11 protein-coding genes are annotated in these 12,751 nt (G+C 40.9%); 7 read left to right on the top strand and 4 right to left on the bottom strand.

Translation table 11 applies throughout. From position 1 onward, the window contains the following. From CH354_RS15255 to CH354_RS15240, 4 genes are all read right to left on the bottom strand, one after another. Nucleotides 1-1,080, bottom strand: a 1,080-nt coding sequence (locus CH354_RS15255) for a discoidin domain-containing protein (RefSeq protein WP_133122038.1), incomplete at its 3' end; no start/stop codon positions are given. Between the two features lie 51 nt (nt 1,081-1,131). Further along, a complete protein-coding gene (locus tag CH354_RS15250; RefSeq protein ID WP_165780368.1) occupies nt 1,132-2,022 on the bottom strand; it encodes a helix-turn-helix domain-containing protein in 891 nt (296 codons plus the stop codon). 375 nt (nt 2,023-2,397) lie between these two features. Next, on the bottom strand, nt 2,398-3,219 hold the full coding sequence (locus CH354_RS15245) for a ParB/RepB/Spo0J family partition protein (RefSeq protein WP_100716015.1): 822 nt from the start codon (nt 3,217-3,219) through the stop codon (nt 2,398-2,400). Next, nucleotides 3,203-3,955, bottom strand: a complete 753-nt coding sequence (locus tag CH354_RS15240; RefSeq protein ID WP_100727749.1) for a ParA family protein — start codon at nt 3,953-3,955, stop codon at nt 3,203-3,205. The genes CH354_RS15245 and CH354_RS15240 overlap by 17 nt, the downstream gene beginning before the upstream one ends. A gap of 230 nt (nt 3,956-4,185) precedes the next feature. Between CH354_RS15240 and CH354_RS15235 the strand changes: the two genes are divergently transcribed. The 7 genes from CH354_RS15235 (at nt 4,186) to asd (ending at nt 12,745) form a co-directional block, all read left to right on the top strand. Then, nucleotides 4,186-5,499: a helix-turn-helix domain-containing protein gene (locus CH354_RS15235; protein WP_100727748.1), complete on the top strand. Its 1,314-nt coding sequence runs from the start codon at nt 4,186-4,188 to the stop codon at nt 5,497-5,499. Between the two features lie 2 nt (nt 5,500-5,501). Continuing rightward, a complete protein-coding gene (locus tag CH354_RS15230; protein ID WP_100727747.1) occupies nt 5,502-6,500 on the top strand; it encodes a hypothetical protein in 999 nt (332 codons plus the stop codon). A gap of 528 nt (nt 6,501-7,028) precedes the next feature. Continuing rightward, on the top strand, nt 7,029-7,472 hold the full coding sequence (locus CH354_RS15220) for a phosphatidylinositol phospholipase (RefSeq protein ID WP_100716065.1): 444 nt from the start codon (nt 7,029-7,031) through the stop codon (nt 7,470-7,472). A gap of 942 nt (nt 7,473-8,414) precedes the next feature. Beyond that, nucleotides 8,415-8,630, top strand: a complete 216-nt coding sequence (locus tag CH354_RS15215; RefSeq protein ID WP_100716066.1) for a hypothetical protein — start codon at nt 8,415-8,417, stop codon at nt 8,628-8,630. A gap of 234 nt (nt 8,631-8,864) precedes the next feature. Beyond that, nucleotides 8,865-10,130, top strand: coding sequence for an MBOAT family O-acyltransferase (locus CH354_RS15210; protein ID WP_276328278.1), 1,266 nt, complete (start codon nt 8,865-8,867; stop codon nt 10,128-10,130). Nucleotides 10,131-10,138: 8 nt separating this feature from the next. Next, nucleotides 10,139-11,659 (top strand): hypothetical protein, encoded by a 1,521-nt coding sequence (locus tag CH354_RS15205; protein ID WP_100727767.1) that lies wholly within the window; start codon nt 10,139-10,141, stop codon nt 11,657-11,659. Nucleotides 11,660-11,695: 36 nt separating this feature from the next. After that, the gene (gene asd / locus CH354_RS15200; RefSeq protein ID WP_100727744.1) at nt 11,696-12,745 is read left to right on the top strand and encodes an aspartate-semialdehyde dehydrogenase; all 1,050 of its coding nucleotides are present in this window, start codon (nt 11,696-11,698) and stop codon (nt 12,743-12,745) included. The last annotated feature ends 6 nt before the right edge of the window (nt 12,746-12,751 follow it).

Genomic DNA, 12,751 nt, shown 5'->3' with positions numbered 1-12,751 from the left:
TTTTAGGCGTTTATCATTCCCTTGCACAACAACACCTGGTTTTTCTTCTCCGTCGGATGCAAGTTCCACAATTCCACGGTATTCGGTTGTTGCGTCTCTTAACCTTCTATCATTGGATTGGACAACAACACCTTCTTTCACTTCGCCATCAACTGCGAGCCGAATGATTCCCGATCTTAAAACAGATGCATAGGGGAGTGGTTCTCTGGTTGGACCACCTGATTCCTTTTTATCTGCGCTAGAATACAGTTCAAGTTCTATGACTTCGGTGGTGTATTCCTTTTTGTTAGTTTGTTTTTCATCGATAAAAACAATTTTTAAAAATCGTAAATTGACTGGTGGGAAACGCCACTTGTACCAAGTGCCTGGCTCAGATAAAAAATAATTTTCTTCATGTAACTGGTGCCAAGTTAGATCATCTTCACTGTAATAAACAATGAACCTTTCAGGGAAATTGGTGATGGCATCGTTTTTCGTTAACATCCGAAATTCTTCAATCCGGTTGACTGATCCCATATCCAAAATCACATATTCATCAGCAGGTTCTTCTTTTTTCTTAGAAGACCATCCGTAATCAGGTCTTGTATCGAATAAATTTTCTTTCACATAAAGTCTATCTAACTCAGAACTAACTTGGATAGACTGAACACCACTGATTAAGATTTTTAATGGGCCAAAACTAATTCGATTTTTTCCATTACTTGCTTTTCTTGAAATTTTTGAAATAAACTTCACATAACGAGCGCTTGTTAATGAAAACAACCATTTAGCTGAAGTTTTGAATGACTTACGAAAGGATGATTCTTGTAAGATGGGTTCCCAATACTTACCATCATGGGATAATTCAAAACGGAAGGAATCTGGAAAAAAATCCAATCCATCCTTCCCTGGTAATAACTCGATCCCATTAAAAAAAACAACATCGTCGAATTGGAAAATGATCGAGGAGAGAGATGACTGTTCCTTTTCTTCAAAAAATGACAAAAACTCATTATTTTTGATTTCATACGTTCCCGTTGTGGAAACCGATTGGATGGGCAAAGAGTAGGGGTGGCTTGTGCGAATTAAATGATCTTTCATGCGCTTTTTCAGTTATGATTCCTTCCAAAAAATACCGTTTTTCTATTCAGTCTATCGAATTTCACCGACACGTGAGCCTTCTTCTTTTTCTGTAAAAACCACGAGCACAACTGGTTTCACTCGTTCCGTAAAATACATTTGGATGATTTGGCGTAAATGCCCAAGAATCGGAGAGGAAACGATGATTACATTTCCATCGGTTGTCACCTGGATTTTTTCCAACTGCCGAAAGGAAGATTCTGTCAATTGTTTCGATGCCCAAGCCAAAAACCCAGACCAGGAAGCTGGGTGGGGCAGAATAGATTCATTTCCTGAATCTTGCCCAGAATTAAGCACTTCTTTTCGCTGGGCACTCACCAATTCCCTACAGAGAGTTTGGACATAGGAAACATTCGATTCCATATGGAGGTCCACTGCTTTGCGATAAGCTTCTAAAGCAATTTCAGGGCCAAATAAATCGACAAGAGTTTCGAAGTCTTTTTTCCCTTCTTTCGAATCTCTTTTACTTTCGCTTTGGTCCTTTGTCTCTGGTACATGGTTTGTATTGGATATAGTTATATTAATATGGTTAGGGGATCCATCCGTAACCCCCTTTGTGGGTAAATTGACTCCCCCAGCGGTCTCCGGTTCGGTTCCCCTGAGGTGTATCGACATATCTCCCAGAGGGGTAATTCTGGAACCCTCATAGTGGAAAGAAAAATGATACCTTGTGGATGTCCTTCCACTCCCTGGAACCTGGTAGAGTAGGCCTGCTTGTGTTAATTCTTTTTTGGCAGTCACTATGGATTTTTTGGTTTTGAATCCTGTTAGGCGCATAAGGGTTTCTGTGTTTGGCCAAACGGGTTTGAAGTTGTAGTCACTGAATTTTAAAAGCACAGGATACAACGTCTTTGCAGCATGAGATAACCCTGCCCAGACACCAGAATCGATGATGTCGGTCATCAGGCGGATATAGGGATGTCGCTGGTCGCTCAAGGAAGCTCCTCCGATTTCTGCAAAAATCAAACTAAATTTAAGCAAATAATTCGAAGGAGTTGACATTATCTGACATAATGTTAATTATGTCTCATCCAACAACATTCCTTCGGGAAACCCCGACCCCCTGGTGTTCCAGGGGATTTTTTTATCGATCGGGTTAGGACAATAGAATGCCCCCACACCTTCTCAAACGAAAAGGTGTTTGCTCAAACCTTTCAAAAGTTTTATTATGTCACATTATTGTCGGATTCTGGTAACTGTCAAGTTCGTACAGTATTTTTCCCTACTCGGGCCAAAAATTTTTTTCCTTAGTACTTGACTGCTAAGTACTTGTTTGGGTTATGCCGAGTCACCATACTTTTTCGAGAGTTCTTTTCTGATGAATTTATAAATGTCTCCCAGTAAAATCTCGTCTTCGGATTGGATTTGGATCCCACTACTGGTCCGTCTGATTTTGTAGCCAGAAAGAGGGGAGGATTTTTGATTTGTCCCATCACCCGTTTTTACTTGTTTGTTGAAGTCTTTTGCATCTTTTACGGTTTTGAGTGCACCTTTGTGATACAAGGTGAGAAATTCATCTAAACTTCCTTTTTTTGCTGCTTGGGCGGCTTGTACGAGCAGGTTTTTATTATAAATTTCATTTTTTTTACATTTTTCCAAATCTGCTTTGGACATGGATGTAATCGAAAGGACTTCCGTCATGTAACTGCGGCTTTTTCCAAATAAGTCACCCAATTCCTGGTCCGTGTATTGGTAGGAATTTTTTAAAAAGAGAAGGGCATCTACTTCTTCGTAGGGGGATAAGTTTTCTCTCTGTAGGTTTTCGATGACAGCCAGTTTGTAGATTTCTTTGTCGGGTCGGTTTAAGATTTTACATTCAATCTCCACCCATCCTAAGGATTTTGCAGCATGGTACCGTCTCTCCCCGGCAATGATCTTATAACTACCTTCTTTTTCCCCTTTTGACACGATGATGGGTTGTAAAAGGCCATCCGCTTTTAGGGTCTGGGCTAATTCTTCGATCCCTTTTTTTCGTTCTTGCCTCGGTTGGTATTCGGAAGGTTGGATCCTGTCCATTCGGATCGTACGAATGGTTCCATCCAAATTTTCGGCTTGGTAAATGTCAGCGAGAGTTCCTAGGCGTTTACTTTTTAAGCTCACTTAAAACCTCCTCGATAAAACCTTCGTATTCTTGGGATTGTCTGGAAGACCGGTTGTAGTCGTAGACTGATTTTTTGGCCAAATGGCTTTCGCCGATCGCAACTCCATCAGAAATCGTATGTTCAAAAATCCTGAAATACTTTGTGAGTACGGGTAGGATTGTCTTAGTTAATAATGTTTGGGGTTTTAATTGGGTGATGAGGGCACCTAAAATTTCCAAGTCGGGGTTGATCCTCTTTTTGATCGAGGAGATGGTCTGTTGTAAGCCCATAATCCCATCCATCGAAAATTTCTCCGCTTGTAGTGGGATCAAAACATAATTAGCGGCTACCAAACTGTTCACTGTGAAAATAGAGAGGGAGGGTGGGCAGTCAATAATGACAAAGTCAAAATCCTTAAGTCCGGAAAGTGAGTCCCTGAGGATGTAAGGTGCCTCTACCGAGTTTACGGAAACTGTCTCCATTTCCGCCAAACGCATGCTAGATGGAGCTATCCACAAATGCTTGTTATATGCAGGAGCAATGATATCTTTTATGTTCGCTGAATTTTGGAATAAGTGGGCAAGGTCCTTTTCGACAGTTTCAGGATTTAAAAAAATTCCTGTAGAATTTGCCTGTGGGTCCATATCGATGAGTAAAGTTTTGAGATTTCGGCGAGCCAATCCCATGGCAAGATTCAAAGAAGTAGTTGTTTTACCCTCTCCGCCTTTCTGATTTGCAACTGCAATGGTGATCATCTATCTCTCTTTTTCCTTCCCAATTGGTATGCTTTCCATTCGAAAATTTGGGATCAATTGAATTTTTGAAAGGGAACAAAAAAAGGGATTTTTGTCCATTTCTACCTTCATTGTCGGACATCCGACATGCCAAAAATTAGCAAAAACTATCTCTTCTGTTTCTGTCGGACATCCGACATTCAAATAGGTACGTACTTGACAAAGTGATTAAATTTAAACAGTTTCATAGCATGCCCCCTCAAGCCGCTTCCTTGTTTGCATCCGGCCAAACAGGCAAAGAATGGATGGAAACGATCCTTCCTTCTTTGTGGGCAGAGTTATGTACCGAGTTTGAATTGGCCTCTGGGGTTGTGGTTCTCAAAGCAGAGGACGAAGATTCTTTTTATGAGTCGGCAAGTTTCGGATATGGAGAGGACGGGTTTTATTATTCGTTTCTGAATCGTGGTTCTGCACAATGGGAGACTCTCATGACTTCCAGGGAACCTGTTTTTTTCTCTGGGAAGGAATTCCCTTTATTTGGAAAATCAACGAATGCAATGTCGATCCGGATCAATGCGAAGGAAAGCATTGGTTTCCTCCTCGTCGAATTTGAAGGCGAAACATCCTATTCTGTTTTGGCTCTCCTTTCCCTTTTTGCAGAAAAAATTGGTAAAGAGTGGAGTGGCAACAAGCCACCAACGGATCGTTTTACACCGAAAGATTCTGATGTTTCCTATCTCTATTTCAGAGACAAAATCCCCAATCTAGAATCAGCAGTCCAGCGGTTCGGATCAGAGAAGTTGGTTTCTATTTTTGGAGCTCCTGGATCGGGGAAAAAAAGTCTAGCAAAATGGATCCATCTTAACAAGTTTTCTGGTGCTCCCTTTCTCGTTGTAGAATCCGTACCTGATCATTTTGGGAAATTTGAAAAAGCCCTCCAGGAGTGGGGAACTGAGTCAAATTTTGGAAGTTTGGTATTTACGAACCCAGAACATTTTTCCTTGGGGCAACAACAAATCCTTGCGGATTGGTGGGCAAAGTCGGGGTTCAAAGGTAACCTTTTTCTCTTAGGTGATTCAAATGCAAGTGACGAAGTCCTTCCTGAATTTGTCCAAATGTTACGAAAAAATCCAGTCTATTTGCCTTCATTAAACCATTTGCCAAAACCTACGTTTTCCAAAATCATCCATTCCATTTTTCAAGAATTATGCCACGATCAAAATCGTTCCGATCTTACGCTAAGCCAGGCAGGTGAAGAGGAACTTCTCAATCGAGTTTATAGAGAAAATTTCGTCGAATTGAGGAGTGCGATTCTCTCTGGAATTTTAACTTGTCGTACCAAAATGGTAGACGTTCCTGATCTTTTGGCAGGCCGTAACCGGATGGATATTGAGATTCCAGATGCCGAAGATTTAGACTTGCGGCGAGGGATCGAAGCCTTAGAAAGGCAGAAGATTCTTTTGGCAATGCGTATCTTTTCGGGAAACCAAATTCGAATGGCAAAGGCTTTGGGAATTTCGAGAGGGTCTCTCCAATACAAAATGAAACAACTTGGTTTGATGTAAAGATGGATGATACTGTATACGAAGAACGGAAAACTCCGGCAGGGTTTCTCGTAAAAGTCCGGATTTCCAAACTGACCTACGTCGTTTTTACCGAATCAGGTCCCGAAGTCCCCAAAGGGGCCAAAAATAATTCCATCGTTGTCAATGTCCCGAGAGTGGGTTTTTTTGGAGATGATTTTGACGTTTCCCATTTCCATTTGGGAGAACTTTCTTTTGTGAATGTAAAAGCAGGAAAGATGGTCATTCCATACCAACATGGTTTCTCCAATGAGATCAAAACCATTTATCTGGGTACGGGAAGCCAGAGTGATGTTTTACCAGTTGTCATTTACCACTACAAAAACAAAGAGGATTTGATGGCCGCTTGGGAGCGGGGAGAACAGGCGCAATTTTTGGTTGTCGATGAAGAAATCCCAAGATCAGACATGGTCTCCTTTAAAATCCGATACCCGAGTATGAATATCCTTGTGATCAAAAAAAGGATCAACACGTCTGCAGAATCTCAGTCTCCCAAAACCGAAGAATCTAAAGACAAGGGAGTGGTGGATTATGACAAGGTCCGTGCGACAGATGTAGCCAAAAACCAAAACCTAAATACTTATAGTGAGAACCCAGTCTTTTTAGCTAGGATCCACCTCCGTGCCATGGAGTTAGATAAGGTAAAACAACTCCTCCTAGATTTCCATTTGTCCTCTGACGATGTTATGTTCATCCGAACCTTTTTGGATGTGATGATCAAAAATGAATATAAAAAACCCGAGCTAGACACAGTCAAACCCCAACTCATAGCCATGAACGAAGCCTTTCGGTTGGCTGTTTTAATTTTGGAATTCCAAGTCGAAGCATTCGAAATAGAATTGGATGGTGGGTTTTCAAAAGACATCTCTCATATGATTTATGCTCTCTTAGCCAAAGAACAGGACTCGGCAAAAGACCTAGAACACGAAATTGTTTTGTGGGAATGGAAACTCAGAGTGCGGGCCTCCCTGTATAAAAAATAAGAAAAAACACTAAAAAATGCTTTATTTTTCTCGAATTTCAGGGAAAACTATGGATATTCACATGGTTTTCTTGGAAATTACAAAAAAGTTGGCACAAAAATTGCAAAAAAACATACCGTTTTTTTGTGCTCTGGTTTTTGTCCTTTTTTCCCAAGGATCCTTATTTGCAAGTGAATGGGACAAACCAGTTGTCCTCGTAAACGATCCACTTGTTCCTGCCATTGAACTGCGAGAAGGTGTAATTAGTGAAGTTGTGGTCACTCCAAACCAAGAGATCGCCATTCCATCTAATCGTAGGGATGCACAAGACTTCTTCCAAATTCCAAACACCAAAGTGGAAAAACATACGATCCGGATTTTTACATCGATTCATCCATCTTCCTTGTTTGTTTCTATTCCAGGAAAAATGGAGATGGGCCTTTCTCATTGCCAAGTTTACCAAGAGAACAACTTGGTACCAAGAATGGAAGTGGAGAATCTACCTGTAAAATCGATTGCCAGCCCAGGACTTTTTGGTTTTCTGGGGATATGTCTCAACCGAAGCGAGTTGCCTTCCAAAAATTTCTCAACGCCATGCGAAAATTGTCTACTGAGGTCAATGACTCTGAGATCTGCAAGCGATTGGAGATTCTCATGGCAACCAGTAAGGACGACCTCCCATTGGCTCACGTCAACCAACTCCTCCAAGAGCCAAAAGACTTTGATCCAAAAACCATTCCTGAGCCATACACACAATACGTCCGACATTTCATCTACATGGTCAAACGAAACGGCCGAATGCCCAGCGACATCCTATCCAATGAAGAAAATGGCACAGGAGGAGTTGGAAATACTCGTGGGAATCAAAAAGAATCCAAGTCTTCATCCAAAGCCACTTCTAGCGCAAAAAACAAACGAACTGACTCTTCCGGTTCAAAATCCTCGGCTCCTGTAAAAAAAGCCAAAACCAATACATCTAAATCTAAAAAATAATCCAAACATCCCTCATGTGATGATCTGCATCTCGTGAGGATTCTTTTGGTATTCCCTCCCTGTGCCCACTACAGGAGAAAAGTGCAAAAATCGACAAAATCCCACCCATTCCGTGGGGACTGCAAGGGGGATCCATATTTGCCTAATTTTAGGCAAATATGGTCAAAATTGAGGGTCAACCTGGTTGAAGTTACGGCAGAATCAGTTCTGAACGGCTAGCTCCTGTGATACCAGTCAAAACTGCCTATATTTAGGCAATTATAGGAGAAGGAAATGACGATTCAGAATTGCCCGTAGTACGGCATGCCAATCGGCACGGATCATTGCGAGAGACCATCCTTCGGCAGCGAGTGCCTAAGTGAGGGCGACAAAGGGAAGGGGTGACTGGGAATGGTCGGCCCGTGATACGGCATTTCCCCGCCTGGAATTTGGTGCCGGCATTTCGTCAGTAACTCATTTCTTTACGGTCCTTATGGGTTGATTTCGTCTCCTTTTGGACCTTTTCAGTTTCCCTGCGTCCCAGCTAGTTTCGTGACCAAATTCCGTCATTTCTTCGAAAAGAAGGACTTATCAACAACACTGAAAAAGGGAATCTTTTAAGAGCACCATTATGCAAAATTCTATGGGCGCGATTGTAGCCTGAGGAGTGTTTGCTCTGATCAAGAGAATCGACTTAGAAACCGTTAAGTGCCTTGTGTTTCGTTAAAAACGAGACCAAATTGCCGAAAGATAGGCATTTAAGCCTAATCATCTGCCCAGAACGAGGCATTTTCCCTGATGCCACGGTTAAGATTCCCTTCTAATTTCCACCCGCCAATCACCCCAAAAGAGGCCAATTATCTGCCAATATGTCATGTGTATCTGAAATTCATCCCTATGTAAAATTGGCAGAAAAACGAATATTGGTTGCCTGGGGGACTAGTCTCCGCATCTTTCCTTGGTATGGCAGAAACAATACGTTTAAGAGTGAAATGTCACGCCTGCTCCAATGTAATCGAAGGCACTGCCAAATATGGTTCAGGTCATTTTGTTCCAGAGGGTGTTATCTTTGAATTTGTGGCAGTTGGGAAGGTGGAAGGAGCAAAGGGTCGCCGCGTAAAGGCAGAAGTCACCTGCACTTGCCCAAACTGTGGAGTAAAATGCAAATACAATGTTTAGTGCATAAAAATAAGCAAATATATGCTATTTAATTCAGCACTATTTGGTATCTATTTAGTCATTTCACTGGTTCTGTGGTATTCTCTACAGATTGCGCTACCTCTCATTAATCATAAAAATGCACAAAATAAATCAGCAATCAGACTTTTGCAGACATTATATTTGCTTATAATTAGTCTATTATTCTATGGGTTTTGGAATAAAAATTACTTAATTTTAATCATTTGGATTGCAATGGTTGATTTTGTTTTGGCTCGGGTCATCCATGGCACCAGGTCGGACCGCTTGCGCCTCTTTTTCTTATTCCTTTCCCTTTCCAATAGCCTCGGGTTGTTATTATTTTTTAAATATGGGCATTTTATTGCTGAAAATTGGGCAACTATTGTCGGTTCGCCAGAAGGTCCAGAGACGTTTTGGAGCCAATGGCTTTTGCCCGTTGGGATTTCCTTTTATACCTTCCAATCGATCTCCTATGTAGTGGATGTTTACCAAGGGGAACTAGTCCCTGAGAGGAAATTTTCATCCTACCTTTTGTTCCTTAGTTTTTTCCCACAGTTAGTGGCAGGCCCCATCGTCACGGCAAAGTCTTTTTTACCTCAAATACGGAGGCCATTGCACCTCCTACGGATCCCTTTTTTATTTGGGACATTTTTGGTCCTACTTGGTCTTTTTAAGAAAATGGTGTTGGCTGACCATCTGGCTGAGGTTGCAGATCTAGTGTTTTCACACCCTGATAGGATGTCGTCTTCTGCTCTCTGGGTAGGAATGTTTTCCTATTCTCTCCAGATATATTGTGATTTTTCTGGGTACACTGATATTGCCCAAGGCACGGCAGTTCTATTTGGATTCCATTTGCCTGAAAATTTCCGAATGCCCTACCTATCGAGTGGATTTTCAGAGTTCTGGACTCGTTGGCATATTTCACTTTCCCAATGGTTAAGAAAATACCTCTACATCCCTCTAGGTGGAAATCGAATGGGAGACTTTTTTACTTACCGAAACCTTATCCTTGTCATGGCCATTGGTGGTCTTTGGCATGGGGCTTCTTGGAATTTTGTCGTTTGGGGTTTTGGGCATGGCATCTTACTTGTGATCGAAAGATGGATTGGGGTCCGTTATTCTCTTAAGGTCTTACCTGCATGGAAGCCATTCAAAGTGGTATTAACTTTTTTTTCGGTAAGTCTTTTGTGGGTATTCTTCCGAAGTGCTAATTTGGGTGATTCCCTGTGTTACCTACAGGGCCTTTTTACAAAAAAAGAGGGATTTTTGTTACCATACACCCTCGAAATGAAATTTGTTTATTGTTTTGTATTGGTAGTGATTGGCCATTTGATCGGGATTCGGGTGTTTAAAGAAAACAAACAATTGTTAGTGATATTTGAAAAAATGCAAAATTCCTTAGGAAAATTGGCATTTTTGGCTTTAGTGGCAGTTTTAAGTTTGATAGTGATTGTATTGTATTCTGCTGAAAGTAAACCATTCGTTTACTTTGTTTTTTAAGAGTGAATATGAAAAAAAGAATATTTTTCCTTATATGCTTAATTGTTTTTTTGTTCGGGATTGATGTTTTGTTTTTCCGAAAAATCCAATTCCTTTTACCAAATGAATCTCCTTGGAATACCAATCATTTTTTCAATTTTTTATATGAATATGAAAGGATACGTTCCCTTCCCAAAATAAAAAAGCGGATCATCATTGTGGGAAGTTCTGTTGCCTATTATTCCATTGATGCACGCTCCTTGGAAAAAACCTTAAAGGAAAAATTTTCGTTAGATGTAGATGTTTTTTATTTAGCGTATGCAGGCAACAGCCCCCTGTATGTGTATTTACTTCTCAATTGGCTTACACCCTTGGATCCCGACTTAGTAGTTTATCCTGTTAATTTTATTGATTATCGCCTCCACCGAACGTATGTTTTGTTTCCAGATGGAAGGAATGATACAGTTGATGAGTCATTAATGATACGAGATGCACTGACCTTTGGAGAAGCACCTCAATCATTATGGGTTTTTCCTTGGGAAACTTTAAAGGAAGTGGGTTCAGAGATGGACACGGAAACTTTGTCTCGTTATATTGTATCTTCTGGCTTCACTTTTTACCGATATAAAGACATTTACGAACAAAACCTCCAGAACCTAATCCAACACAGATTTGGGCGAAATACAAGTTATCATTCTTATATGGGTGTCAACATTCCAGAAGGAGTCAATGGACTTGGTTGGACAGGGAAACAATTTAGTTTTTTCCCAACACATAAAATGGAAGAAAAAGGGATTTGGTTGGAAGTCACTCCCTATTTGCTTGCTGGATCCACATGTAAACTTACCTTTTCTAATGGCGATACAAACCAGGTAGTGAACCTAAAAGATGCCCGATGGACGAATGTTCGTTTGGATCCAATTTTCTTTCGCGAAAACAAACAAATCACTGCTACATTGGAACGAGTATGGTATGCACATGAAGCTACGGGAGCTTATTTGGATTACCATTATGATCCCATGGGTGTCCGATTGGAACAGACTTTTGGCCTAGAAGTGGCAAAGTCAGGTGTCCAATACACACGGGAACCTCGTACGGAAGACTATCGCTATAAAAGGATGGATGATAAGACCTATACTCGTTATTTTTACTATCGTTTGTTAGAAGGTTTGGACAAACGACCTGGAATTGGTTATTTAGTCGCATTAAAACTTGCCAAAGAAAGGATCCGTACGGAAAAATTCCGGCCCTTTTTTCATTTTCATTACCTTCAAAAAATCGCAGACCATTTTCGAAATCGAAATATCCCGTTTTTGCTCATCAATAACCCAGAAAATCCAATCTCTCTCAGTTGGTATGAGGATTCGGACTGGTATAGGGACCATTTGCTTTTTCTGAAATCCTTGGATTCGGGTTCAGTACATTTTTGGGACATCCACGGTGTGCTTCCCATGCAAGGGTTTTCTGATTTCCATCACTTCACTTATGTAGGAATGGAACAAATGAATTCGATTTATGCGGAAAGAATTGGAAATCTCTTTCCGAAATAACATGTTTTTCAATCCTTACATTAGATAAGGAAAATTATGGAAAAAATCAAAGTTGGAGTCCTGGGAGCAACAGGATCCGTCGGTCAAAGATTCATTCAACTTTTGGAGAATCACCCTTATTTTACGGTGACTCATTTAGCAGCTTCGGAAAAAAGTGCGGGCCAAACCTATGGTGACGTGATGAAGTCTCGTTGGAAGATTTCTTCTGACATTCCTTCTTATGCAAAAGACATTATCATTTCATTACCAGATCCAAATGTAACAAAAGGCGTACAACTTGTGTTTAGTGGTCTCGATGCATCCATTGCAGGGGAAGTAGAGACTGCTTATGCAGAAGCTGGAGTGATGGTATTATCCAATTCCAAAAACCATAGAATGGACCCAAATGTTCCAATCCTTTCTGCAGAAGTAAACTCACATCATTTGGATGTTCTTTCTGCACAAAAAACAAAAGGGAAAATCATCACTAATTCCAATTGTACAATTATGGGAGTGACGATCTCACTTAAACCACTGATGGATGCATTTGGATTAAAGTCTGTTATGTTATTTTCAATGCAGGCAATTTCAGGAGCAGGTTACCCTGGTGTTCCTACCATGGATATCCTTGGGAATGTTGTGCCTTATATTGGTGGAGAAGAAGACAAAGCAGAAGTGGAACCTCAAAAATGTTTGGGGACAGTAGAAGGTGGTGTCATCAAATCCGCAGACTTTAAAATCTCGGCCCATTGTAACCGAGTTCCTGTATTTGATGGGCACACAGTTTGTGTTTCTGTATCCTTTGATAAAAAACCAAAAAAAGAAGAGATTTTAAAGGTTTGGGCAGATTTTCAAGGGGAACCACAGAAATTGGGATTGCCGTTTGCACCGAACCCCGCTATTCTTTACCGCGAAGAAAACGACCGCCCTCAACCTCGTCTCGATTTGGACACAGGAAAGGGAATGACAACTGTTGTGGGAAGGTTACGAGAAGATGCAATCTTGGACTGGAAATGGGTAGTTCTTTCGCATAACACGATTCGAGGTGCTGCTGGTGCGGCAATATTGAATGCAGAGTTATTGTATAAAAAAGGATATTTTAAGTAAGGACTT

Source organism: Leptospira levettii (genome assembly GCF_002812085.1).
Classification (GTDB): Bacteria; Spirochaetota; Leptospiria; order Leptospirales; family Leptospiraceae; genus Leptospira_A; species Leptospira_A levettii.
Note: the sequence above shows the minus strand (reverse complement) of the source record. Positions and strands in the feature narration are given on the sequence as shown.